Source organism: Streptococcus sp. KHUD_013 (assembly GCF_052588545.1).
Window position 1 is genome coordinate 1,341,523 of sequence record NZ_CP186264.1, and the last position, 24,699, is coordinate 1,366,221.

Genomic DNA, 24,699 nt, shown 5'->3' on the forward strand with positions numbered 1-24,699 from the left:
ATTTTTTGTTTTGATATAGGGATATCTACTCTATTTTTATTCAGCTACTTCCTTTATAAGACAAATAAAGTAGCAAAATAAAAAAGCTACCACCTCTTCCAAGGTGATAACTTTGTTATCAGATTCTTAAAATCAATTAATCTACGTTCACGTATTCTTTAGAAAGTTCAAGAACTTCTTCCATTGTTGAACATTCAGTAAGAGCACGGTTAGCGTATTCTTGCATCTTAGTTGTATCCAATTTCTTCATCAAGCTACGTGTACGAAGGACTGATGTAGCTGACATTGAGAACTCATCCAAGCCCATTCCGACAAGGAGTGGAACAGCTGTTTGGTCACCGGCCATTTCACCACACATACCAGCCCATTTACCTTCAGCGTGAGCTGCCTTGATAACGTTGTTAATCAAGCGAAGGATTGATGGGTTATATGGTTGGTAAAGGTATGATACTTGTTCGTTCATACGGTCAGCAGCCATTGTGTATTGGATCAAGTCGTTTGTACCAATTGAGAAGAAGTCAACTTCTTTGGCAAATTGGTCAGCCAACATTGCTGCTGCTGGGATTTCAATCATGATACCTACTTCGATGTCGTCAGCAACGGCAACACCTTCAGCAACCAATTTCGCTTTTTCTTCTTCAAGAATACCTTTAGCGGTACGGAACTCCGTCAACAAAGCAACCATTGGGAACATGATCCGCAATTTACCGTGAACAGATGCACGAAGCAAGGCACGTAATTGAGTACGGAACATTTGGTTACCAGTTTCAGAGATGGAGATACGCAAAGCGCGGTAACCCAAGAATGGGTTCATTTCTTTAGGAAGATCGAAGTAAGGAAGTTCTTTATCCCCACCGATATCCATCGTACGAACGACAACAGGCTTACCGTTCATACCTTCAAGAACTGCTTTGTAAGCTTGATATTGGTCGTCTTCAGTTGGGAAGTCTTGAGAATCCATGTACAAGAATTCAGTACGGTAGAGACCAACTGCTTCTGCACCGTTTTCGTTCACACCTTCAACGTCTTTAGGTGTACCGATGTTAGCAGCCAACTCAAAGTGTTTACCATCTGCAGTAACGGTTTTAGCATCTTTCAAAAGAGCCCATTCAGCTTTTTGTTTCGCATAAGCTTCACCAGCTGCTTTAAAGGCTGCAATTTGTTCTTCACTTGGGTTGATGACTACTTCACCAGTGATTCCAGATACGGCCAACACATCACCATCTTTTACAAGATCTGTAATGTTGTTTGTACCAAGAACAGCTGCGATTTCAAGTGTACGCGCCATGATCGCTGAGTGACTTGTACGGCCACCAATGTTTGTAACAAAAGCTTTAACGAACTGTTTGTTCAATTGAGCTGTATCTGATGGAGTCAAGTCATGCGCAACCACAATTGCTTCTTCATTGATGGTCGCAGGGTTTGGCAATTTTTTACCAAGCAAGTTTGCAAGAACACGTTTGGTAACATCGCGAATATCTGCTGCACGTTCTTGCATGTATGGGTTATCTTCCATTCCTTCAAAGATGGTGATAAACATGTCTGTAACTTCTTTTAAACCAGCCTCAGCATTCACCTTCTTCGTGCGAATTGTTTCCTTGATCTGACCAACCATTTCAGGGTCAGAAAGAACCATCATGTGAGCATCAAATACTTGTGCTGCTTCCTCACCAAGGCTCGCTACTGCATTCTCCCGAATAAGAGAAAGCTCGTTTTGTGAAGCTTCAAGAGCTGCATCCAAACGAGCTTCTTCTGCATTTGTATCTTCAACTGAGATTGTTTCAAATGACAAGTCGGGTTGAACAAGTAGATATGCCTTAGCAACGGCAACACCATCAGATGCTGCAATTCCTTTAAGCATTTCTGTCATGTTTATGCCAATCCTTCTTTTTCCATTGTTTCAGCGATTGCTGCAAGAGCATCATCAGCGTCAGCACCTTCAGCTGAGATTACAACGTCAGCTCCTTGACCAACACCAAGGCTCATAACACCCATGATTGATTTCAAGTTAACTGATTTACCTTTGTATTCAAGAGTAATATCTGAAGCAAATTTGCTAGCAGTTTGAACCAACAAAGTTGCTGGACGTGCGTGGATACCTGTTTCTGCCACGATGTGGAAATCTTTAGAAGCCATAGTTTGACTCTCCTTTTAAAATTAGTTTTGAGTTATCTGTGATAACCCTTACAATTTGCTATTATATCATCTTCTCCAATATTTTTCAAGATTTTTATCACACACTTACTGAAAATACTTACAGGAAGCACTCAATTTTTCTCTTCTTTTGAACTGCTTTTTTTACTTTCTTCTATTAAATAAATAGAATTGCTTTCATGGACACAGTATATAGAATTTTAGGAAAAAGATAGGAATTCCTTTGACTTTAAAAACCTATATTTTATCACGTTTTCCTCAATTTTCACTAATTCTTACAATACTACATGTTGTGGTATCTTCCGGTATAGTTAATTTATGTGCACAATATTTAGTTAAAACTCTTGACAAGGAAAAACCTTTTGTTTATACTAGATACAGATTTATGAATTTAGAGGAGTTAGATCACATTATGGTGACAATTTATTCAAAAAATAATTGCGTTCAATGTAAAATGACCAAACGTTTTTTAGATACCAATCACGTTGAATACCGTGAAATTAATCTAGATGAGCAACCTGAGTTTGTAGACCATGTGAAGAACCTTGGTTTCAATGCTGCGCCAGTTATCCAAACGGCAGATGAAGTCTTCTCTGGCTTCCAACCAGCTAAGCTCAAAAAATTATCTTAACATTATCAAACAGGATCTGATTGGTCTGGGGAATGAATTATTGTAGTCCTTGACTACGGTATTCCCTGGCCCTTTTACTTGTACAGGGGGAGCTTGCCTCCCCTTTGTTTTTGAACTAGAAAAAGGAACATTATGGGATTAAAATCACTTGAAGACGTAACCTACTTCCGTCTTAATAATGAAATCAACCGTCCAGTAAACGGTCAAATCATGCTTCATAAAGACAAAGAAGCCTTGGATGCTTTCTTTAAAGAAAATGTTGTGCCAAATACCATGGCCTTTGATTCAATAACGGATAAAATCAATTACCTTATTGAACACAACTATATCGAAACAGCTTTTATCAAGAAATATCGTCCAGAATTCTTGGAAGAACTTTATCAATTTATCAAAGACCAAAACTTCCAATTCAAGTCCTTCATGGCTGCCTATAAATTCTATAACCAGTATGCGCTGAAAACAAATGATGGAGAATACTATCTCGAAAGCATGGAAGACCGCGTCTTCTTCAATGCTCTCTATTTTGCAGATGGAAATGAAGACATTGCCAAAGACATCGCAAACGAAATCATCCACCAACGCTACCAACCAGCTACACCATCTTTCCTAAATGCAGGTCGTGCACGCCGTGGTGAATTGGTTTCCTGTTTCTTGATCCAAGTAACAGATGATATGAATGCGATTGGACGCTCTATCAACTCTGCCCTTCAACTGTCACGTATCGGCGGTGGGGTTGGAATCTCCCTCAGCAACCTTCGTGAAGCTGGAGCACCGATCAAAGGCTATGAAGGAGCTGCTTCTGGGGTCGTTCCTGTTATGAAGCTCTTTGAAGATAGCTTCTCTTACTCTAACCAACTTGGTCAACGTCAAGGGGCGGGGGTTGTTTACCTCAACGTCTTCCACCCAGACATCATCGCCTTCCTTTCTACTAAGAAAGAAAATGCCGATGAAAAAGTTCGTGTGAAGACTCTATCACTTGGTGTTGTGGTACCTGATAAATTCTACGAATTGGCACGTAAAAATGAAGAAATGTACCTCTTCAGCCCATATTCTGTAGAGCGTGAATACGGAGTGCCATTCAACTATATCGACATCACTGAAAAATACGATGAGTTGGTTGCTAATCCAAACATCCGTAAGACAAAAATTAAAGCCCGTGATTTGGAAACAGAAATTTCTAAATTGCAACAAGAATCTGGTTATCCGTATGTGGTTAATATCGATACTGCTAACCGCGCAAACCCAGTTGATGGCAAAATCATCATGAGTAACTTGTGTTCAGAGATCCTCCAGGTTCAAGAACCAAGCTTGATCAACGATGCTCAAGAGTTCATTAAAATGGGAACTGACGTCTCATGTAACCTTGGTTCAACCAACGTTGTCAACATGATGACCTCACCTGACTTTGGTCGTTCTATTCGTGCCATGGTTCGTGCTTTGACCTTTGTGACAGATAGTTCTCACATCGTCGCTGTTCCTACGATCGACCATGGAAATAGCCTAGCGCATACCTTTGGCCTCGGTGCGATGGGACTTCATAGCTATCTTGCGCAACAATTGATCGAGTACGGATCACCTGAGTCTGTTGAGTTCACTAGCATCTACTTCATGCTTATGAACTACTGGACCCTCGTAGAATCAAACAACATCGCGCGTGAACGGGGTGTTACCTTCCACAACTTTGAAAAATCAGACTACGCAAACGGTACTTACTTTGAAAAGTACACGACTGGAGAGTTTGTTCCAAAATCAGAGCGTGTCAAAGAACTCTTTAAAGACATCTTCATCCCTAGTGCAGAAGATTGGGCTGAACTTCGTGATAAAGTGAAAGCAGATGGTCTTTACCACCAAAACCGTTTAGCTGTAGCACCAAATGGTTCTATCAGCTACATCAATGACGTGTCTGCTTCTATCCACCCAATTACACAACGGATTGAAGAACGTCAAGAGAAGAAAATCGGTAAGATCTACTACCCTGCAGCAGGATTATCAACAGATACCATCCCTTACTACACTTCTGCCTACGATATGGATATGCGGAAAGTCATCGATGTCTATGCTGCCGCAACTGAGCACGTAGACCAAGGGCTCTCACTGACTCTCTTTATGCGCAGTGACATTCCAAAAGGTCTTTACGAATGGAAAACTGAAAACAAACAAACCACTCGTGACTTGTCTATCCTTCGTAACTATGCCTTTAATAAGGGAATCAAGTCTATCTACTACGTCCGTACCTTTACTGATGATGGTGGAGAAGTTGGCGCAAACCAATGTGAAAGCTGTGTCATCTAAGACACTCTGATCCATTGCTACCAAAAAGTCGGTTCGCCGACTTTTTGTGCGGTATTCTAACAATTGTGTTAGAATAATAATGATTGTATGATCGAATGAATTAGAAAAAGAAAGAGATTTCAAATGGAAACTTACTACAAAGCCATTAACTGGAATGCCATCGAGGATGTCATCGATAAATCGACTTGGGAAAAGCTAACCGAACAATTTTGGTTGGATACGCGTATTCCTTTGTCAAACGACTTGGACGACTGGAGAAAATTATCTCACAAGGAAAAAGACTTGGTTGGTAAAGTCTTTGGTGGATTGACCCTTCTAGATACCATGCAATCTGAAACAGGTGTTCAGGCTCTTCGTGCGGATATTCGTACTCCCCATGAAGAAGCTGTCTTTAACAACATCCAATTCATGGAATCTGTCCATGCTAAGTCTTACTCTTCTATCTTTTCAACCTTGAATACCAAGTCAGAAATCGAAGAGATTTTCGAATGGACCAATACCAATCCTTTCCTTCAAAAGAAGGCAGAAATCATCAATGAAATCTACCTCAATGGGACTCCCCTTGAAAAGAAAGTTGCCAGCGTCTTCCTTGAAACCTTCCTCTTCTACTCTGGTTTCTTCACACCCCTCTACTATCTTGGAAACAACAAGTTAGCCAACGTTGCTGAAATCATCAAGTTGATCATTCGGGACGAATCTGTTCACGGAACCTATATCGGTTACAAGTTCCAACTTGGATTTAACGAATTACCAGAAGACGAACAAGAAAGACTCAAAGAGTGGATGTATGACCTGCTCTACACCCTCTATGAAAACGAAGAAGGCTATACAGAAAGCCTCTATGACGGTGTGGGCTGGACAGAGGAAGTCAAGACCTTCCTTCGTTACAATGCTAATAAAGCCCTCATGAACTTGGGACAAGATCCACTTTTCCCAGACTCAGCAGATGATGTCAACCCAATCGTCATGAACGGAATCTCAACCGGAACATCCAACCACGACTTCTTCTCTCAAGTCGGAAATGGTTACCTACTCGGTGAAGTAGAAGCCATGCAGGATGACGATTATAATTACGGACTATAAGTCAAAAACCTTTCCAGACGGAAAGGTTTTTTGTTGCAATCTTTTTCTGATTGGAGCCAATTCTTTTTTGAAAAAAGAGATTGGACAAACATCCAACCTCTCCGATTCTTACAATTTACCTGCTACAGCATCCAACAATTCTTGGATTTTCGCTTGGTTGCTTCCTCCTGCCATGGCCATGTCTGGTTTACCACCACCACGTCCATCGACGATTGGAGCCAATTCTTTAATCACATTACCTGCATGCACCTCTTTTGTCTTGCTGGCTACAAGGACATTGACCTTGTCACCAATTGCTGCGACAAGAACAAGCACATCAGAGTAATCTTTTTGTTTCCAGTTATCCGCAAAGGTACGAAGGGCACCTGCATCTGATACAGAAACTTGGCTGGCAATATAACGGTGTCCGTTTGCTTCTTGAACATTCTTGAAGACATCACCTGCCGCCGCTGCTGCAGCTTTTTCCTTCAATTCTGCATTTTCTTTTTGCAATTGACGGAGTTGTTCTTGAAGTCCTTCAACCTTGTGAGGTACTTCCTTGAGTTGAGGTGCTTTCAAGGTTGCTGCGACTGCTTTCAGTGCATCTTCTTGTTCACGGTAAGCTTCAAAGGCTTCCTTACCAGTCACTGCCAAGATCCGACGAGTTCCTGATCCGATCCCTTCTTCCTTGACAATCTTGAAGAGACCGATTTCAGAAGTATTGCCAACGTGGGTACCACCACACAGTTCCACTGAGTAGTCCCCGATAGTGACAACGCGAACTTCCTTACCGTATTTCTCACCAAAGAGGGCCATAGCTCCCATTTCTTTAGCGGTGTCAATATCTGTCTCAACAGTTTCCACTGCGATGGCTTCCCAAATCTTCTCATTGACTTGTTGCTCAATAGCACGCAACTCTTCTGGAGTCACAGCTTGGAAGTGAGTGAAGTCAAAACGTAGGAATTCCACTTCATTAAGTGATCCTGCTTGAGTGGCATGGTGGCCAAGGATATTGTGAAGAGCTGCATGGAGCAAGTGAGTGGCTGTGTGGTTCTTCATGACACGGTGACGACGATTGCTATCGATAGCCAAGGTGTATTCTTGGTTCAAAGCAAGTGGCGCAAGAACTTCAACAGTATGAAGTGGTTGGCCATTTGGTGCCTTTTGTACATCTGTTACAGTCGCTACGACATTTCCTGCAGCATCCAAAATTTGACCATGGTCCGCAACTTGTCCACCCATTTCAGCATAGAATGGTGTTTCTGCAAAGATCAGTGATGCAGTCCCTTCTGAAACAGCTTCTACTTCTGCATTGTCCGCTACGATAGCCACCAACTTAGAAGGCAGTTGGCTAGCATTGTAGTTAAAGACACTTTCTACAGTGATGTTTTGAAGGGTTTCGTTTTGCATCCCCATAGATCCGCCTTTGACAGCAGATGCACGCGCACGCTCTTGTTGTTCCTTCATGGCTACTTCAAAACCTTCACGGTCTACAGTCATACCAGCTTCTTCAGCGATTTCTTCTGTCAATTCCACTGGGAATCCGTATGTATCATAAAGTTTGAAGACATCTTGACCAGCAATCACAGTTTGGCCTTTTTCTTTCAAGTCTGCTACGATACCTTGGGCAAAGTGTTGACCTGAGTGAAGGGTTCGCGCAAATGACTCTTCTTCGCTCTTGACAATTTTCTCAATAAAGTCACGTTTTTCAAGCACTTCTGGGTAATAGCTTTCCATGATTTTTCCAACAGTTGGAACGAGTTTGTATAGGAAAGGCTCGTTGATGCCCAATTTTTGACCATGCATAGAGGCACGACGCAGAAGACGACGGAGGACATAACCACGACCTTCATTTCCAGGAAGAGCACCATCCCCAATCGCGAATGAAAGCGAACGGATGTGGTCTGCAATAACCTTGAAGCTCATGTTGTCGCCATCTTGGTCGTAAACCTTACCAGATAATTTCTCAACTTCACGGATGATTGGCATGAAGAGGTCAGTTTCAAAGTTTGTCTTAGCCCCTTGAATCACCGCCACCAAACGCTCCAAACCAGCTCCCGTATCAATGTTCTTGTGTGGCAATTCCTTGTACTCGCTACGAGGAACAGCAGGGTCCGCGTTAAATTGTGACAAGACAATGTTCCAGATTTCGATGTAACGGTCGTTTTCGATATCTTCTGCAAGAAGGCGAATACCGATGTTTTCTGGGTCAAATGCTTCTCCACGGTCAAAGAAGATTTCTGTATCTGGTCCAGAAGGTCCAGCACCGATTTCCCAGAAGTTGTCTTCGATTGGGATCAAGTGACTTGGGTCCACGCCCACTTCGATCCAGCGGTTGTATGAATCTGTATCAGCTGGATAGTAGGTCATGTAGAGTTTGTCTTTAGGGAAGTCAAACCACTCCGGACTTGTCAAGAGTTCATAAGCCCAGGTAATGGCTTCGTCACGGAAGTAATCCCCGATGGAGAAGTTCCCCAGCATTTCAAACATAGTATGGTGACGCGCCGTCTTCCCTACGTTTTCGATATCGTTGGTACGGATGGCTTTTTGCGCATTGGTAATCCGTGGGTTTTCAGGGATGATAGTTCCATCAAAGTATTTCTTAAGGGTTGCAACCCCTGAGTTGATCCACAAAAGGGTTGGGTCGTTTACTGGAACCAAGCTAACAGATGGTTCTACTGAGTGACCTTTGGTCGCCCAGAAATCAAGCCACATTTGGCGGACTTGTGCACTAGATAATTGTTTCATGTTTTCTCCTCTATTTATTGTTTTCTATTGATTGGCTTAGGAGCCATTTTCCATCATTTCTACATAGTCAATGGCAAGACACAAGGAAATCACCAGATTGGCATATTCCTCTTCATAGACGGAAACCTGATAAGTCGACGTCAAGGTAAAGACTTGCTTGCTAATCTCTGCAACCAGCTGGTCGCGATCATCCAATAACTTGAAATCCAAATCCCAGATATTGCCTTCGATGCGTAGTCCTAAATTAGAAATTTCGTACTTATCACGGAGTAAGGTCAGTTTTTTACGGATAAAAAAACTGGAGCCATCCGCTAATTCTACAGTGAATTGAGGTAAGAGGCTAAAAGGCTTCTTCGTGATATGGCTGACCTTCTGGCCTTCCACATCAAATACCGTAAAGGTTTTAGGAATTTTCAAAAATGAACCTTCTACCTGGTATTCTACCATTCCCAGATCATTTTTGATATCAAAGCGTTCCCCTCCAAGTCGAAACTTTTGTTTGACCAGATACGTTTTCATCAGTTTCCTCCTGCAAATCCTTATTAAAACCTTTCTCTTATTAGAAAGGATCTCCGGTAGAAATGCTGAAAAAAAGACAAGCTCACTAACGAAGGGCGAAAAACCGCGGTACCACCTTCATTCAATGAACTTGTCATTCTTCATTCGATTATGTAATTGTTCTATTGAGTAGCAAAATCATTCCTCTTCCATGGCTCGCACCCCCGCCACTTCTCTGAATCTGATTCTAAATGATTTATTCTCAACTATCTCATTATACAGATAAATACAATGCTCGTCAACTAATATCCTTATTTAGAAGATGAGCTATCTTCTGTTGTTGCACCAATATTTTGCATGTATTGGTTGAAGGTTGCCTTGAAGGCATCATCTTTGACCTTGATATTGGCATTTGTCATTGCTTTGGCAATGATGCTACGGATAAAGTTGGCATCATTTTTACGTTCTGCCGTCAGAATTTCTTTCAAGCGTTTTTCGTATTTCTTCCAGTCAGATCCTTTTTCTTCCTTCTTAGTTACTTTAACGATATAGTAGGCACCAGCGCTTTTTTGACTAGCAGGATCAATAACGACATCTGAAATACCATTTACATCAAGCTTAGATGCTGCTTCCTTGACACGGGTTGGAACAGTTGTTGTTCCAGAGTCAAATTTGATTTCTCCACCCTTTTCTTTGGTGCTAGCATCTGTAGAATTTTCTTTGGCAATTTGTGCAAAGTCAGCGCCTTCAGCTTTTACACTTGCAAGAACTTCATTCGCTTTTTCTTCTGAATCCAATTTTATCACATTTGCAGTGATTTCTGGTGTATAGCTTTCAAAGGCTTTTTTATAAGCTTCGTCTGTCAACTCTTTTGAAATAGCTTGGTCAACCGCATACTCTAACAAAAGGTTACTACGGATTTGTTGTTTGTTGGTTTCTTCTGTCAACCCTTGTTGAGTGAGGTAGCTATTGAAGGCTTCACCCAATTGTTTTTTCTGCTCATCAACTTTTTTCTCAACATCTTTGTCTGAGACTTTTGAGCCGTATTCTTTTTCAAAGACTTTATTAATGGTCATTTGGAACAGGTATTGTTGTGCACCTTGGTTATGTTTGATTTCATCATAGAAATCACCAACAGTGATCGTGTCACCCTTCATGGTGACGATATCTTTGTCACTGCCACTTTTTGCACAAGCTGCTAGCGCTACGACTGATAAAAGGGTCACCGCTCCAGCTACAAATTTTTTCTTCATGTTTATTTCTCCATTCTAAAATTCACTGCTACTATTTTACCACAAAATCAAAAGAATAACTTAAATAATTCTAAAAGCTACTCTTCTGTCGGCAAAGAAACCTTTTCCTGATTTTTACGAATCATAAGAATGCCGTCACCGAGGGGAATCAGACTGGCTGTCAAGCCAGGATGATCCAAAGTGGCATCAAAGAGACGTTGCAATCCTCGATAGATGGTGCGTTGTCCACGACGAACTTCCATGATATCACGCGCCACATCTCCTCCTTGAAAGATATCGTCCAAAATCACGACTCCTCCAACTTCCAATCGTTTGAGAACTTCTGGAAGAAAGACGATGTACTTAGACTTAGCCGAATCCATAAAAATCAAGTCAAAGCGTTGCTCAATATGCTCCAGCAGGTCCACCGCATCCCCCTCTAAGAGGGTGATCTGCTTGCGTTGATCAAAACGAGCAAAGTTTTCTTTAGCAAAACCAATCATTTCCTCGTTGCGATCAATGGTCATAATCTTTGCATCCGGCACTTGCTCCGCCATCAAGAGGGCCGAAAAGCCGATCGCTGTCCCAATTTCTAAAATAGACTTGGGCTGCATGGTCTGCAAAAAGAGACGAAAGAAAGCGACCGTTTCATGAGGGATAATGGGAATATTTTCCCGACGAGCAAATTCTTCTAGCTCCTTTAAAGCATCGGTTACCGGTGCTTGGCGCTCCCGCATAAAGGAGACAATTTCCTCCTTCACAACTGGTCTGCGCATATTGTGGTTAGCATTTTTACTATAAGACTCAACCATCTTAGGCCAATCCTAATTTTTCAACCAGGGCCTCAAATTCATTGAGACGACGTTCAAAGACTTCAAAGGCTGCATTGAGGTAGTCTTCTTTTTCCATATCGACACCCGCCTTGCGGATGACGTTGAGTGGGTAATCTGAATTTCCGGCCTTCAAATACTCTAGATATTTGTCCTTATCTTCTTGTGTTCCATGAACGATTTTCTCAGCCAAGGCAGAAGCTGCTGCAAAACCGGTTGAATATTGGAAAACATAGTAGTTATAGTAGAAATGAGGAATACGAGCCCATTCGTATTGGATTTCTGGATTGTCTTCTTTAGAAAGACCATAGTATTTCTCGTTCAAGTCCGCATAGAGCTCATTCAAGAATTCGCTGGTCAAGACTTGTCCTTCTTGATCTGCTTTATGAATGGCATGCTCAAACTCAGCAAACTGGGTTTGACGGAAGACGGTACCACGGAAACCATCCAAGAAGTGGTTGAGAATGGCAAAACGGGTTTCATCATCTTCTACTTCTGCCAACAATTGCTCAGTCAAGATATTTTCATTGGTTGTGGAAGCAATCTCAGCAAGGAAGATAGAATAATCTCCATAGACATAAGGTTGGGTCTCACGTGTATAGCTAGAATGCATACTGTGACCAGTTTCATGCACCAAGGTGAAGAGGTTGTCCAATGTATCTTGCCAGTTTAACAACATAAAGGCATTGGTATCGTATGAACCACCTGAATAGGCCCCTGAGCGTTTCCCTTGGTTGACATGGACGTCGATCCAACGTTCGGTGAAGGCGCGCTTCACGCGGGATAGGTAATCATCACCAAGCACCGCCAAAGCCTGCTCAGATTTAGCAAGGGCTTCTTCGTAGGTGAACTTGTAATCAGTAGAAGACAATGGTGTGTAGACATCATACATCTTCAAATCTTCAATTCCCAAGATTTTTGAGCGAAGTTTCACGTAGCGTTGTAACAAAGGCAAATGCTTGTTAACCGCTTCTACCAAGCTATCATAGACGCTCTCTGGGATAAAGTTAGCAGAAAGAGCTGCTTCACGCGCGCTAGAGAATTTGCGAACCTTAGCATTGTAATTGTGGACCTTGACGTTGGTCTGAAGGGTCTTGGCATAAGTATGTTGGTACTGTTCGTAGACACCATACAAGGCTTGGTAAGCTTCCTTACGGACTTGGCGATCCTTCGACTCTACCAAAGAAATATAGTTTCCATGAGTCAACTGCACTTTTTGCCCTTGGTCATCTTTCACCATTGGGAAGACGATATCGGCATTGTCCAGAATCTCAAAGGTTTCACCCGCAGCAGCAAAGATTTCACCCGCTCCTGCTAGCAATTCTTCTTCTTTTTGAGAAAGAACGTGCTCTTTGGTTTTGAGCAATTTGTCAAAGTAATGAGCATAAGCTTCTAAGGCAGGGACTTCTTTCAAGAAGTTGGCATATTGCTCTTCGGTGATCTCCATAAATTCTGGTTCGTAGAAGGCAAAAGTCTCCCCTAAAAGGCTGTAAAGGGACATGGCTTTTGATTGGAATTCTTGGTATTTGGCTACGCGCGTATCCTGATCATTCTTCATATGGGCGTAGACATAGACCTTCTCCAAACGACGGCTCAAGTCCAAATAAACTTCTGTTGTTTCTAATAGGTTGGCTGGAGAAGACAATAAAGAGCCTGCAAAATGGGCAGCATCTTTAATCGCTGCAGCTAAAGCAGTTGCTTCTTCTTCCCAAGCTTGGTCTGTCGCAAAAATGGTTGACAAATCCCATTGGTATTTTTCATCAATTTCATTTCGTTGTTTTACCATTACAAAAATCCTCCAATGTTTCTATTTTATCACATATATTACCATTTGGGGGTATTTGATTCACGGAAATTTAAGCTTTCCCATTCTGATAAAAACGAGGTGAATAAAGAGTCTGCGTCGCTTTCATTCCAGTTGAACGATAGTAGGTCATAAAGTCCTGGTAATAGCTTCGCCAATCTCCCCTAATCTGGATAAAATGGGAAGACTTCAGCGGCCGACAAAGGGGATAAAAAGCTTCCAAGTCCAATTCCAGGAGATGCTTTCCTTTCAGATAGAGTTGTTCCTGAAGAGCCATCCATTTAGAATGCCGGTAGTACAGCTGTTGACGAAGATAGTCCTTAAACTGTCTGTCTAGAGGGACTGTCATTTGTTGCAAGTTTTGTTGGGCATAAGGCGTCCGCAAAACTTCTAACAGATTCCCTCCATAAAAAGGAAAATGTTGAGTCCGATAATAAAGACGCCCTCGCAAGTCTTGATGAATGAGATAGTGGAGACGAACTTCCTGCTTCTCTAGGTCCAACTCCCAGAGATGAAAGCCCCTATTTTGACTAAAATAGACAAAACCTTCTTGCAGAGCAGACAAGCTTTTCTTAAGCCACAAGTTTTTCCCTAACAACCAATAGACCTGATAACCATGCTTGCGATAGGCATCGCTCCGTTCTTTCAAACGCTCCATAGACAAGGAACTACATTGCACTTCTAAGGCAATCTTTTGATCCGGAAGGAGAACATCCGCAATCTGTTGGAAAGCCTGCAGAGGACTTTCTACTTCAGCATCTGAGTTTTGCTTGGCCCATTGATAAAGCCCCAGCTTTAACTCTAGATGTTCGGGACTTTCCGTCTCATGATGAAAGGGGCAAGCCTCTAGGCTAACGTGAGCAAAATGAGGACGCATCACGACCCCTTTCTTTAAGCGGACTTCCTTTCCACACAAGAGACAGAAAAAAGGACCTTCCTTTTTCATCGGGATCTTCTCCAAACAATTCCAACGCTGTTGCTTTGCATCTGTCGCAATAAACATGTCATCACCTCCACTTATATAATTCGTAACCGAAGAGGCTTCTATAGAAGAGAAAGAAAAAAAGGAGCCCAGCTCCTTGTTGAATCCAGACAAACTATTATTTTTTTATAAAACAGCTGGATGATTTTCAAAAAATGACTTTCATTTTTTAGTCGTTTAAGAAGATGAAAAACTTTCCGCCGTGAGAAAAGTGCCTGAAACACAGTTGTTTCAGGCACTCGGGAGTTTTGAGACCTTAGGCTCAAAACTAAGTCATGGAACTTCGTAGAAGTTCGCTGACGTCCGTACTCACCTAAGGAAAGTTTCTAAAATTACTTTATCTTCAATCTGAAAGGAGCCAAGCTCCTTGTTTAGATATAATCGTCCTTACATGTAAAGCAACTGCTCATCCATCCTAGACGAGACGTTTAAAAACATCCCTCGCTTATTGATCTGACTCGCTCGAATTCTCGTCTGATGCCGGATCTGGAGTTTCCGATGATGGAGCGGTCCCATTTTCAGATGCTTCAGCTTGTTTTCGAGCCGTTTCAAATTTTTCAACAATGGTTGCACGAGTAGCTTCCGGAACTTCGGTATCTTCGGACCCTATCGTATCCATGGATTCATTAAAGCGGGCCTTGCTCGTTTCCATTTTCTCTTTCAAATCTTTCAGATAGGTCTCATAGGTCTCTTTAGCTGAGCCCGTCAGTGATGCTCCTGCTTCCTCTGAATGAGCAACGGTTCGGTCCATCATCAAAGCATAGAGCGCTTTAAAGTCTCCAACAGTTCTAGCATTTTCAAGTTCCTCATCTGTATACAAGACAAAAGGAGACTCTGAGGATCCTTTCAAGCTGGTCACTTTCTTGCCCTGAGAAGAGGTTGATGACTGGCGTGTTTCCTTTACAGACTTTTCACTGGACGAGGTCCCTTCTTGATTCGAGCAGGCTACTAGCCCCATCACTCCCAGTAAAGCAAGCGTCGATAATAGTATTTTTTTCATTCACTCTCTCCTTTTTAAGCTTCCACTACCATTTTAGCATCAAGCTAGGTTGCCGTCAATTCATGCATCCTCCCTGAGACTTTCTAAAAAAGACCAGAGATCAGTTGATCTCCGGTCTATCGATTTATTTGGATGAGGCGCACCTCTCCCTTATCTCCAGATACTTAAAGGTTGATTCACTGTCGAAATCCTAGAAAATATCGGCATCACGTGGACAAGTTCTTCTATCTCTACAACTTCTCCAACATGAGGTATAAGAGAGGATACCCTAAGGGAAGAGGGAGATTCTTGCAAGTAGAAAATCCCTCCACTCGTCTCCTCCTTTTGGCTTTTAACCAAAAAGTCCAATGCTAGCCATCTATTTATTCATCTGAATCGCTGTCTTCATCGTCTGAATCATGGTCCACTGGTGACTCTGATGAATCTTTGGCAGAGTCGCGAGCATCCTTCAACTGTTCAATAAAGGTTTCACGAAACTCTTTTGGAACTTCCGCATTATCATCCCCATAACGCTCAACCGCTTTGTTAAATGCTTCCTTAGATTTTGCAAGAGTCTCCTTAAGAGAATCTGCCGTTTGAGCAAATGTCTCTTTGGCACTTTCAGGAAGAGATTCCATTGATTCAGTCATCAGGCGATTGGATTCATCCAAGATTTTTGCGAAACACTTTTTAAAATCACCAACTGTTTTTAACTTCTCAAGCTCTTCATCTGATGGGAATATATCACTAGTTGTTTGAGAGCTAGTATTAGAAGAAGTCTTTTCTGCCTTAGATGAGCTAGAAGACTTGCTTGTTACCTTTTCTGTCTTCTCAGTAGATGAAGAAGCTTCGGTTTTTACTTCTTGCTTACCTGAACAAGCTGCAAGCGAAGCAGCTGCCAACAAGGCTGTAGTAGATAAAATCAATTTTTTCATTCGATTACTCCTTTAATATTGATTCGAGACCATTGTATCATCGAATAATTTGACAGTCAAATCAATCACTAACTGATGATAGATTGTGAAATCAAATCCGAAAATGTAGGAGAACAACTGCTCTAGCACTGCTTCTCTCCTCCCAGGAAGCAGCGGTTCCTTTTGTTCACTACAAAAAACTCTAAGCAGGCTTAGCCTGCTAACTCATGACAGAAAAGAAAGTTCGGCTTATAATGAAGGTGAACAATACAAATCCGTGGTCTTTAATAGGGCTTTTCCTAGTCTGTACAAAAAACTGGATGAACAAGAGTCATGAGATAACTCGAATATGCCATGAGCATGAAAATAAAATTACTAGTAGCCTCTTGTTCTATTGTTCAAATAGTTAACAGGAGGTTTTTATAATGGAAGTCATGATTGAAACTTGTTGTGGAATTGATGTCCATCAAAAGTCTATCGTTTGTTGTATTCTAGATGGTCCACTAGATACCAATAAGCCAAAGAAAATTCAGAAAAAATTTGGGACAACTACTGTAGCTCTTCAAAATGCCTTAGCTTGGATGGTAGAAAACCATGTAACACATGTCTTTTTTGAAAGTACTGGGCAATATTGGCTCCCGCTCTTTAATATATTTTCAGATTCTGATCTCGTCTTAGTACTTGCCAATCCTCAACATATCAAGAATGTACCTGGTCGTAAGACAGACGTGAAGGACGCTGAATGGATTGCTCAACTCGGCCGTTGTGGACTAATTGAACCTTCCTATATCCCTGCCCCTGAAGTGGTACAGCTTCGTTTATTAACTCGTCGATTGCGTTCTTATAAACAACGTCAAACTCAAGTCAAAAATGAAATTCACAATCTCTTACAACGAGCCAATATCAAGCTAACCAGTTGTCTTTCTGATATTTTTTCTAAGACGGGGCATGCACTTTTAAAATTATTCATTAACGGAGAAACAATTGATGTAGAATCTGTTATCCTCTGTATACAGAAGCGAGTGAAAGCAAGTCCAGAGAAACTCGTTGAAGCGATGGAAGGTAAGTTGTCACTAGAAGACCGCTTCCTCTTAGACCAGAGCTTAGAGGAATATCAGATGTATCAGGAACTCATTGAAAAACTGACCGATGAGATTCAACACTACATCGAAAAGGAGTTCCCCTGAGGAAAATAGGATACTTCAAACCATTCCTGGTGTGAATGAAAACTGTGCTGCCACTATTCTAGCTGAGATTGGACCAACTATTACAGCCTTTCCATCCGATGCACATTTAGCATCATGGGCTGGACTCTGCCCAGGGTCTTATGAAAGTGCTGGCATTAAAAAATCCTCACATATCACGCAAGGAAATCGATATATCAAACAGGCTTTGACCATGTCGGGATTAATTGCAGCACATTCTAAGGATCCAGCTTTTTCTTCTTTTTACAATCGAATTTCCCAAAGAGGAAGCAAGATGAAAGCCGTCGTTGCTTGTGCTCATAAGATTCTTAGAATCATTTACAAACTACTCTCCACCAAGCAAACTTATCAAAAAGAAAAGGCGCTAGGACTGGGGAAACAGTTCTAACGCTTAAATTAAAAAATTTTCAATTACAGTATAGCACAGGAAGTGATTTTTTGCGCTTTTTTACTGCTTTTTTTCAAATAAAAAGATTTCCGTATTTGGAAATCTTCGAATGTAGAGAAACTATTTTTTACTTAAGATAGTCGGATGATTATCAAAGAATGACTTATATTTTTTAGGCATTTAAGAAGGACAAAAACTTTCCGCTGTGAGAAAAGTGCTAGAAACACTCTTGTTTCTAGCACTCGGGAGTTTTGGAGCCTTAGATCCAAAACTAATTGAACACGGGCTGCGGATTGTGTCAAAAAGATAAGTTCTCCTAGAATCAAAAGATTCTGCGTCAAACTTCCTATTTTGACTTTATCCGCAGACGCCCTTTGTATCTTAACTAAGTCATGGAACTTCTTCGAAGTTCGCTGACGTCCGTACTCACCTAAGGAAAGTTTCTAGGAATACTATTTCTTTAATTTAAGATTTCCAAATCTGGAAATCTTTTTATTTTCTCTTATATCTGATGTTAAAGAAAACTCTTAAGAAAATAAAGGGAAGGAAGCAACAGAGCCACATTGGATCCCAGCCTTTTTGACGACTACTCGTGGTCTTCTGGTGGGGCGCTTCTACTGCGCTTACAGCCTGCGTTTGCTGAATGGACGGAGATACCGTTTGCAAGCCATTTGCGATTTGTAGTTGTCCATTTTGAACACTAATCTCTGGATTGGTCCCTCTTTTCACTGTAGCATAGAAGGGTTTGTCTAAGTGATAGGTTTGCCCCTGAATCGTGTGATCCCCTGCAGGCAGCACCTCTTTGTACTCATAATCCTGATAGAGTCTTTCAATCAGGGCATTTCCAATGACGTGGCGCAGGCTCTCTGCAATCTCCACATCGTAATGGCCAACTCCCATAATGACTTGAACAAATCGCTGGTTCCCACGGTTAACCGTCAAGGTGTAATTATAATCTGCGGTCGGACTAGAGCCTGTTTTCAGACCATCCGCTCCCTTAAGAGAATACCTTCCACCTTCTAAGGAATAATTATAATTCTCATGCGTTTCTTCATAATCTGTACCTTTGAAGAGGGTAATCTTGGCATTTTTGGTGTAGTTGAGGATTTCAGGGAACTCATTGACCATGTGATAGGCCAAAATAGCCATATCTCTCGCTGTTGTTTGGTTAATGGCATTTTGATCATAGCGTGTCGGATTATAGTAGCCATCCAAGACTGCAGTTGGGGCACCATTAGGATTGTTCCACTTGGTATTGGTCATTCCAATTTCCTGAGCCCGCTGGTTCATCAAATCCAAGAATTTATCCGGATCTCCTCCAGACACCTTATTGGCAATCATGATGGTAGCAGCACTTGAAGAAGGAACAAAAATCATATTTAGGAGGGTTGATACCTTGTATTTAGCACCCGCCACAATGGGACTATTGCTCAACTTCTGATTTTGAGAAATGATCACATCCGTATCCGTCGCTGTAATCAGGGTATCATAATCCAGCTGCCCTTCTTTAATAGCTCTCAGAAGCACGTAGACGGACATCAATTTAGCCATACTACCGGAGTCACGAGGAGCATCAATATTATCTCCGTAAAGAATAGCTCCTGTATGAGCATCAACGACAATATCAGCCTTGGGACGGAAAAATTCATCCACCGAAGTCCCTGATTTTTCTGTGATCGACATGATATCTTCTTGTTGATAAAGATCATCCGCCTTTGCTAGCATTGGGAAAGACAGGCAAGCAAGGGAAAGTGTCGCAAATAAGGCACGTTTAAACTTCATTCTCTCTCATTTCTTTCATAAACATCATCGTTCTCCATTATAGCATAAGTCCTTCTATTCACAAACTCTATTTCCTAAACTTTTTACTCCTTCGTGTTCCCAAAGAGACCTGGAGATTTTCCTTTTGGCATCTTTAAAAAGAGACTTAGTAGAAGGACGAGGACCAGGACAGCCACCAAGAAGTAACTCATCATTGAAAATCCTCCGTGATCCACAAAGAAAGCTGCTAGCGGTTGCAAGAGAATGGTACCAAGATAGCGGACTCCTTGCACAAGAGCCATGGCTAATACTAGATCTTTTTTATCCACCTGTTGGGAGATAAAACGCAAGGAGACCATGATCAAGACCATCCCTGTCGTATGCTTAGCCAAGAGGGTGACCAGCACTTTTAAGAAGACCGGACTCGGAAGAGCATAGATGAGATACTGAAGCAAGAGAATCCCCACAGGAAGCAAAATCAGGAGACGCAAGGGCCAATGGTCCATAAAACGGTCCGAGAAAAAGATGAGGGGCGCTTCTACAACGACAGATAGGGCCACAACCGTAGACGCTATCTGAACAGGGAGCCCACTATCCATCAAGAGAGCTGGAATATAGGTATGGCCAATATTACCCACGCCCGACACAAGCCCCATCAGTAGTAGGAAAAAGAGATAGGGACCATTGTGGAGCAAAGGACGGATCGATACAGCTTCTTTCTGTACCCGACTGGTCTTGTCGATACGAATAGCTCCTAAAGTGAGGAAACTAAGAAGGATAGTTACCAAAACACAATAGTATACAGACTGGGGGCTAAGATGAGCATAGAGCCAACCAGCTAGTTGCGCTCCAGCCGCATACCCTAGTGTCCCCCAAACGCGGATTTTTCCAAAAGCATAGGAACTCTGGGTAGCGAAAACCTCCATCATGGGAGCCGTCCCATTTAGACACAGCAAAACTAAGCCATAAAAAATTGTCAACCAAAAGTAGTTAGGGGCCCAGATGAAGCCAGCCACTCCTGCCATGAGGACTCCTAAGCTCAAAGTGGTGATTTTAACAATACCAAATCGTTCATTGATATAACCAAATAAGGGCTGGGTAAGCATGGATAGGAAAAAGGCCATTGATACCAAATGAGAGACTTGACTGGCTGAATACTGCTGGCCGATAAGATAGACAGAGATTAGAGTCGTAAAGAGAGCAGTCGACATGAAGTAAAAACTATATAAAAATAAATAAGCAGAATAGGAATTTCGAAATGCTTTCATTAGTTTCCTTTCAAATTTAAATATAAGAGGCAATGACAAAACCCAACTGGATTTCAGTTGAGTTTTGATTATTTATTTTTTGTATCGATCCTGAGCCTTGAGCGCACGTTCTTTACGACGGGCTTTTTCTAAATACAGAATCATAGCAAGAATGAAAATTGGAATCAGAATGATCAGGCTTTCAAGAGGAAAATGGAAGGATTTCCCTGTAGTTGAAGCCGTAGTACTTTGGGTATCCGATTGATTCACGGCTCCTTCTTTGACTGGAAGTCCATCAGAAATCTTTTCTGATAGGGTCATCAAGCCTGAATCCGCCTCTACCAGTCCATTTTTGACAACGAGTTTTGGATTCTCTTCTCCTTTTTTGACCGTGGCATAGAAAGGTTGATCCAGTGTGTAGGTCTTTCCATCAATCGTCTGAACACCCTTATCCAATAACTTCTTATAACGATAATCTGCAAAAGCTTTTTCGATCAAGGCATTGCCAAATGGATGTCGATAGTATTCGCCATCCTGGTCAGACCAATCACCAACTCCCATGACTACGGAGATAATTCGTTGTTCTCCTCGTTTAGCAGTTGCGATATAGTTGAAGGCACCGCGAGGACTCGAGCCTGTCTTCAGACCATCTACTCCTTCAAGAGCATATCTAGCTCCTGGCAAGGAATAGTTATAGGTATCAAAGGTCTCCTCATAAGGAGTTCCTTGTTTGACAGTCACCTTAGCCTGATTGGTATAGCTAAGGATCTCAGGATATTCTTTCACGAAATGATAGACGAGAATCGCCAAATCTCTTGCGGTTGTCTGGTTAGCAACATCATTTGGATAGTTATAACTGGTATATAAACCTCGGAAGGTTGAAATGGCCGCACCACTAGGATTGTTCCAAATGGTATTGGTCATCCCCAACTCCTTGGACTTTTCATTCATCCGCTGAATAAAGGCATCCGCATCGTGGTTAGAAAGGAGATTGGCCAACATAATCGTGGCCACATTGGAGGATGGAACCGCGGTCATGGTAATCAATTCAGAGACCGTATAGTCTACGCCTGCAACGATGTTATTGTTGGAAATCTCATAGATTTTTGACATGGATTGATCCGCAGCTGTTGCAGTGACAACCGTATCTTTGGTAATCTTCCCCTCTTTCATGGATTCGAAAAGCAGATACAACGTCATGAGCTTACTCATACTTGCAGGATCCCGCACTTCATCAATATTGTCTTTCCATAAAACATCCCCGGTATTCGCGTCGATAACGAGGGAAGACCTTGGTCGGTTATAGGCCTGCACATGATCATTGGGATACATTTTTTGCGCCATATCCACTAACTCATCAGCCACGATCGACAAAGGTCGGAACAGAGATAAGACGATGATTCCTAAAACGAGCAACTTCTTTTTCAAAATATATTTTCCTCAAATATAGAATTTTATCTTATTGTACCATACTTCAATCTATAAAAAAACCTATCTTTCAGGATATTTCAGATAGGTCTCTCTTTTTCAACTGGTTACAGTAGGCTCAAGGCTGCTTGGTCTGCAATAATCACGACATCTGGATGACCTTGAAGGGCACTCGCTGGTAAACTCTCTGTTTTTGGACCATTGACCATTCCTGCAATCGCTTCTGCTTTTGATTCTCCATAGGCAAAGAGAATGATAGACTTGGCAGCGAGAATGTTCGCGATCCCCATGGAGATGGCTTGAGTTGGCACATCTTCAATTTTTTCAAAGAAGCGAGCGTTGGCTTCAATCGTTGATTGATCCAAATGGACCAAATGCGTTTGGCTGTCAAACGGGGTGCCTGGTTCGTTAAAACCAATGTGGCCGTTGCGACCAATTCCTAGAATTTGCAGATCTACTGGGTTTTGGGCCAAAATTTCATTGTAATGAGCTGTTTCTTCTTCTGCAGTATCTTCATTTCCTTTCGGAAGATAGCTGACTTTAAACGGTTTCTCATTGAATAAATTTTCCTGCATAAAGTAACGATAAGATTGAGGATCTTCTCCCGTCAAACCGACATACTCATCCAAGTTGACACTGACCATGTCTGAGAAATCCAAGTTACTTTCTCGAATCAATTTATAAAATTCAAGTGGACTACTTCCAGTCGCAAGCCCCAGCGTTTTCGCACCTTGTTCTAACTTTTCTTTTAACAGGCCAAAAGCAACCTGCCCTCCTTCAATTTGATTGGCTACTTCAATAACTTTCATGATTAAACCTCCGCTTATTTCTTATACTCATTATATGGTATAGACCAATTTTTGTCAAGCGCTTTCTTCATACGAAAGAAGGATTTTTTACCTTCATCCCTTTAAAATTCGCCTAGTGATTTCCTTTTTTTCACTCTTATTTCATGATATAATGGGGAAGGTTAAATGTAAGAAATAGAAGAATTTAGAAACAAGGAGAGACCATGAATACAAACGACTTTGATTTCCACCTCCCCGAGGAGTTAATTGCGCAAACTCCTCTAGAAAAGCGCGATGCCTCAAAACTACTGATCCTCAATCGTCAAACAGGTCAGATGGAAGATCAACATTTTGACGCCATTATCAATGAATTAGAACCAGGGGATGCTTTGGTGATGAACAATACCCGTGTCCTTCCAGCTCGTCTCCATGGGGTCAAACCGGATACAGGAGGTCATGTGGAGCTTCTCCTCTTAAAAAATATCGAGGGCGATCAATGGGAGGTTCTTGCCAAACCTGCCAAACGTCTCAAAGAGGGAGGGGTCGTCAGCTTTGGTGATGGACGTCTCCAAGCAACTCTGATCAAAAAGCTGGAACACGGAGGATGTATCGTAGAGTTTTCTTACCAAGGGATTTTCCTTGAAGTCTTGGAAAGTCTAGGGGAAATGCCCCTACCACCTTACATCCATGAAAAATTAGAAGATCAGGAACGTTACCAGACGGTCTATGCCAAAGAAAATGGATCCGCCGCTGCTCCTACTGCTGGCCTCCATTTCACACCCGAGCTCTTACAAAAAATTGAAGACAAAGGGGTTCACTTGGTTTATCTAACCCTCCATGTCGGACTTGGTACCTTCCGTCCAGTATCTGTCGACGATCTCGACCAACATGAGATGCATTCCGAGTTTTATCAACTCTCTGAAGAGGCTGCCCAAACCCTTCAGCAAGTTAAAGCGAGCGGTCACCGCATCGTAGCCGTTGGAACCACTTCTATCCGAACCTTAGAAACAATTGGGAACAAGTTTAATGGGGAGTTACAAGCCGACTCTGGTTGGACCAATATCTTTATCAAACCAGGCTATCAGTGGCAGGTTGTCGACGCCTTTTCAACCAACTTCCACCTACCAAAATCAACCCTAGTCATGCTCGTTTCTGCCTTCGCAGGTCGAGAACTCACTCTGGATGCTTATCAGCACGCTATCGACCAAGGCTACCGTTTCTTCAGCTTTGGAGATGCTATGTTTATCAAATAAGGAGAGCCCCTTATGAATAAGATTGAAAGTCGCCACCGCCTGATCCGGTCCATTATTTCAGAAAAGAAAATTCGAACCCAACAGGAATTGCAGGACAGCCTGGAAGCTAACGGCATCATCGTGACCCAGTCAACTCTATCAAGAGATGTCAAATCCTTGAATCTAGTAAAAATTAACGAAGGGGATACCTCTTACTATGCCATCAATAGCATTGCCCCATCTCGCTGGGAAAACCGACTGCGTTTTTATATGGAGGATGCCCTCGTCATGCTTCGTCCCGTCCAAAACCAAGTAGTCGTCAAAACCCTACCTGGTTTGGCCCAGTCCTTCGGAGCCATCTTAGATGCCCTTGAATTGTCGCAAATTGTCGCAACCGTCTGCGGGGATGACGTCTGCCTCATCATTTGTGAAGACAATCAGGGGGCCTTGGACTGCTTTGAAAAATTGAAAGAATTCACCCCTCCCTTCTTCTTTAGCAAATAAAAGAAAGAGAGTGGGACAGA

The 24,699-nt window shown here is 42.1% G+C and carries 21 protein-coding genes; 7 read left to right on the plus strand and 14 right to left on the minus strand.

The genetic code is table 11. The features are described from left to right. Positions 1-136 precede the first annotated feature (136 nt). Both ptsP and ACOXXR_RS06330 read right to left on the minus strand, forming a co-directional pair. On the minus strand, positions 137-1,870 hold the full coding sequence (gene ptsP / locus ACOXXR_RS06325) for a phosphoenolpyruvate--protein phosphotransferase (RefSeq protein ID WP_445278294.1): 1,734 nt from the start codon (positions 1,868-1,870) through the stop codon (positions 137-139). 2 nt (positions 1,871-1,872) lie between these two features. Then, positions 1,873-2,136: a phosphocarrier protein HPr gene (locus tag ACOXXR_RS06330; protein ID WP_006596636.1), complete on the minus strand. Its 264-nt coding sequence runs from the start codon at positions 2,134-2,136 to the stop codon at positions 1,873-1,875. Between the two features lie 430 nt (positions 2,137-2,566). On the opposite strand from ACOXXR_RS06330, the gene nrdH reads away from it, so the two are divergent. From nrdH to nrdF, 3 genes are all read left to right on the plus strand, one after another. Beyond that, a complete protein-coding gene (gene nrdH, locus ACOXXR_RS06335; protein WP_006596951.1) occupies positions 2,567-2,785 on the plus strand; it encodes a glutaredoxin-like protein NrdH in 219 nt (72 codons plus the stop codon). Positions 2,786-2,917: 132 nt separating this feature from the next. Beyond that, positions 2,918-5,077 carry a class 1b ribonucleoside-diphosphate reductase subunit alpha gene (gene nrdE, locus ACOXXR_RS06340; RefSeq protein ID WP_445278295.1) on the plus strand — a complete coding sequence of 720 codons (2,160 nt, stop codon included), beginning with the start codon at positions 2,918-2,920 and terminating at the stop codon, positions 5,075-5,077. Positions 5,078-5,200: 123 nt separating this feature from the next. Next, positions 5,201-6,160 carry a class 1b ribonucleoside-diphosphate reductase subunit beta gene (gene nrdF / locus ACOXXR_RS06345; RefSeq protein ID WP_445278296.1) on the plus strand — a complete coding sequence of 320 codons (960 nt, stop codon included), beginning with the start codon at positions 5,201-5,203 and terminating at the stop codon, positions 6,158-6,160. A 108-nt stretch (positions 6,161-6,268) separates the two neighbouring features. On the opposite strand, the gene alaS is transcribed toward nrdF, so the two are convergent. The 8 genes from alaS to ACOXXR_RS06385 all read right to left on the minus strand — a co-directional run bounded on the left by alaS (position 6,269) and on the right by ACOXXR_RS06385 (position 16,147). Continuing rightward, positions 6,269-8,887: an alanine--tRNA ligase gene (alaS, locus tag ACOXXR_RS06350; protein WP_445278297.1), complete on the minus strand. Its 2,619-nt coding sequence runs from the start codon at positions 8,885-8,887 to the stop codon at positions 6,269-6,271. Between the two features lie 36 nt (positions 8,888-8,923). Beyond that, positions 8,924-9,406 carry an LURP-one-related/scramblase family protein gene (locus ACOXXR_RS06355; RefSeq protein WP_006596642.1) on the minus strand — a complete coding sequence of 161 codons (483 nt, stop codon included), beginning with the start codon at positions 9,404-9,406 and terminating at the stop codon, positions 8,924-8,926. Between the two features lie 290 nt (positions 9,407-9,696). Continuing rightward, on the minus strand, positions 9,697-10,638 hold the full coding sequence (locus ACOXXR_RS06360) for a peptidylprolyl isomerase (protein ID WP_445278298.1): 942 nt from the start codon (positions 10,636-10,638) through the stop codon (positions 9,697-9,699). A gap of 77 nt (positions 10,639-10,715) precedes the next feature. Next, the gene (locus ACOXXR_RS06365) at positions 10,716-11,429 is read right to left on the minus strand and encodes an O-methyltransferase (protein ID WP_023022719.1); all 714 of its coding nucleotides are present in this window, start codon (positions 11,427-11,429) and stop codon (positions 10,716-10,718) included. Position 11,430: 1 nt separating this feature from the next. Further along, entirely contained in the window at positions 11,431-13,233 is a 1,803-nt protein-coding gene (gene pepF, locus ACOXXR_RS06370) for an oligoendopeptidase F (RefSeq protein WP_023026612.1), read from the minus strand. 70 nt (positions 13,234-13,303) lie between these two features. Next, positions 13,304-14,254 carry a competence protein CoiA gene (locus ACOXXR_RS06375; protein WP_023026611.1) on the minus strand — a complete coding sequence of 317 codons (951 nt, stop codon included), beginning with the start codon at positions 14,252-14,254 and terminating at the stop codon, positions 13,304-13,306. Between the two features lie 424 nt (positions 14,255-14,678). Beyond that, on the minus strand, positions 14,679-15,233 hold the full coding sequence (locus ACOXXR_RS06380; RefSeq protein ID WP_023026610.1) for a hypothetical protein: 555 nt from the start codon (positions 15,231-15,233) through the stop codon (positions 14,679-14,681). Positions 15,234-15,595: 362 nt separating this feature from the next. Next, positions 15,596-16,147 (minus strand): hypothetical protein, encoded by a 552-nt coding sequence (locus ACOXXR_RS06385; RefSeq protein ID WP_023026609.1) that lies wholly within the window; start codon positions 16,145-16,147, stop codon positions 15,596-15,598. A 404-nt stretch (positions 16,148-16,551) separates the two neighbouring features. Between ACOXXR_RS06385 and ACOXXR_RS06390 the strand changes: the two genes are divergently transcribed. Both ACOXXR_RS06390 and ACOXXR_RS06395 read left to right on the plus strand, forming a co-directional pair. After that, on the plus strand, positions 16,552-17,313 hold the full coding sequence (locus ACOXXR_RS06390; protein WP_445278299.1) for an IS110 family transposase: 762 nt from the start codon (positions 16,552-16,554) through the stop codon (positions 17,311-17,313). 31 nt (positions 17,314-17,344) lie between these two features. Then, on the plus strand, positions 17,345-17,719 hold the full coding sequence (locus ACOXXR_RS06395; RefSeq protein ID WP_048715136.1) for an IS110 family transposase: 375 nt from the start codon (positions 17,345-17,347) through the stop codon (positions 17,717-17,719). Between the two features lie 492 nt (positions 17,720-18,211). On the opposite strand, the gene ACOXXR_RS06400 is transcribed toward ACOXXR_RS06395, so the two are convergent. The 4 genes from ACOXXR_RS06400 to ACOXXR_RS06415 form a co-directional block, all read right to left on the minus strand. Then, on the minus strand, positions 18,212-19,501 hold the full coding sequence (locus tag ACOXXR_RS06400; protein ID WP_445278300.1) for a DUF1958 domain-containing protein: 1,290 nt from the start codon (positions 19,499-19,501) through the stop codon (positions 18,212-18,214). An 83-nt stretch (positions 19,502-19,584) separates the two neighbouring features. After that, positions 19,585-20,748 carry an MFS transporter gene (locus ACOXXR_RS06405; protein ID WP_023022707.1) on the minus strand — a complete coding sequence of 388 codons (1,164 nt, stop codon included), beginning with the start codon at positions 20,746-20,748 and terminating at the stop codon, positions 19,585-19,587. A 72-nt stretch (positions 20,749-20,820) separates the two neighbouring features. Then, positions 20,821-22,155 (minus strand): DUF1958 domain-containing protein, encoded by a 1,335-nt coding sequence (locus ACOXXR_RS06410; RefSeq protein WP_445278301.1) that lies wholly within the window; start codon positions 22,153-22,155, stop codon positions 20,821-20,823. 107 nt (positions 22,156-22,262) lie between these two features. Then, positions 22,263-22,964: a glucosamine-6-phosphate deaminase gene (locus ACOXXR_RS06415; protein ID WP_445278302.1), complete on the minus strand. Its 702-nt coding sequence runs from the start codon at positions 22,962-22,964 to the stop codon at positions 22,263-22,265. Between the two features lie 203 nt (positions 22,965-23,167). Between ACOXXR_RS06415 and queA the strand changes: the two genes are divergently transcribed. Beyond that, complete coding sequence (gene queA, locus ACOXXR_RS06420) at positions 23,168-24,196, plus strand: tRNA preQ1(34) S-adenosylmethionine ribosyltransferase-isomerase QueA (RefSeq protein WP_154852395.1); 1,029 nt, start codon at positions 23,168-23,170, stop codon at positions 24,194-24,196. A 12-nt stretch (positions 24,197-24,208) separates the two neighbouring features. Continuing rightward, positions 24,209-24,679 carry an arginine repressor gene (locus ACOXXR_RS06425; RefSeq protein WP_154852392.1) on the plus strand — a complete coding sequence of 157 codons (471 nt, stop codon included), beginning with the start codon at positions 24,209-24,211 and terminating at the stop codon, positions 24,677-24,679. Positions 24,680-24,699: the final 20 nt, after the last annotated feature.

Excerpts from the sequence above, each read along its gene's own strand:
- ptsP (WP_445278294.1), bottom strand. The coding sequence starts at position 1,870 with ATGACAGAAATGCTTAAAGGAATTGCAGCATCTGATGGTGTTGCCGTT.
- ACOXXR_RS06330 (WP_006596636.1), bottom strand. The coding sequence starts at position 2,136 with ATGGCTTCTAAAGATTTCCACATCGTGGCAGAAACAGGTATCCACGCA.
- nrdH (WP_006596951.1), top strand. The coding sequence starts at position 2,567 with ATGGTGACAATTTATTCAAAAAATAATTGCGTTCAATGTAAAATGACC.
- nrdE (WP_445278295.1), top strand. The coding sequence starts at position 2,918 with ATGGGATTAAAATCACTTGAAGACGTAACCTACTTCCGTCTTAATAAT.
- nrdF (WP_445278296.1), top strand. The coding sequence starts at position 5,201 with ATGGAAACTTACTACAAAGCCATTAACTGGAATGCCATCGAGGATGTC.
- alaS (WP_445278297.1), bottom strand. The coding sequence starts at position 8,887 with ATGAAACAATTATCTAGTGCACAAGTCCGCCAAATGTGGCTTGATTTC.
- ACOXXR_RS06355 (WP_006596642.1), bottom strand. The coding sequence starts at position 9,406 with ATGAAAACGTATCTGGTCAAACAAAAGTTTCGACTTGGAGGGGAACGC.
- ACOXXR_RS06360 (WP_445278298.1), bottom strand. The coding sequence starts at position 10,638 with ATGAAGAAAAAATTTGTAGCTGGAGCGGTGACCCTTTTATCAGTCGTA.
- ACOXXR_RS06365 (WP_023022719.1), bottom strand. The coding sequence starts at position 11,429 with ATGGTTGAGTCTTATAGTAAAAATGCTAACCACAATATGCGCAGACCA.
- pepF (WP_023026612.1), bottom strand. The coding sequence starts at position 13,233 with ATGGTAAAACAACGAAATGAAATTGATGAAAAATACCAATGGGATTTG.
- ACOXXR_RS06375 (WP_023026611.1), bottom strand. The coding sequence starts at position 14,254 with ATGTTTATTGCGACAGATGCAAAGCAACAGCGTTGGAATTGTTTGGAG.
- ACOXXR_RS06380 (WP_023026610.1), bottom strand. The coding sequence starts at position 15,233 with ATGAAAAAAATACTATTATCGACGCTTGCTTTACTGGGAGTGATGGGG.
- ACOXXR_RS06385 (WP_023026609.1), bottom strand. The coding sequence starts at position 16,147 with ATGAAAAAATTGATTTTATCTACTACAGCCTTGTTGGCAGCTGCTTCG.
- ACOXXR_RS06390 (WP_445278299.1), top strand. The coding sequence starts at position 16,552 with ATGGAAGTCATGATTGAAACTTGTTGTGGAATTGATGTCCATCAAAAG.
- ACOXXR_RS06400 (WP_445278300.1), bottom strand. The coding sequence starts at position 19,501 with ATGAAGTTTAAACGTGCCTTATTTGCGACACTTTCCCTTGCTTGCCTG.
- ACOXXR_RS06405 (WP_023022707.1), bottom strand. The coding sequence starts at position 20,748 with ATGAAAGCATTTCGAAATTCCTATTCTGCTTATTTATTTTTATATAGT.
- ACOXXR_RS06415 (WP_445278302.1), bottom strand. The coding sequence starts at position 22,964 with ATGAAAGTTATTGAAGTAGCCAATCAAATTGAAGGAGGGCAGGTTGCT.
- queA (WP_154852395.1), top strand. The coding sequence starts at position 23,168 with ATGAATACAAACGACTTTGATTTCCACCTCCCCGAGGAGTTAATTGCG.
- ACOXXR_RS06425 (WP_154852392.1), top strand. The coding sequence starts at position 24,209 with ATGAATAAGATTGAAAGTCGCCACCGCCTGATCCGGTCCATTATTTCA.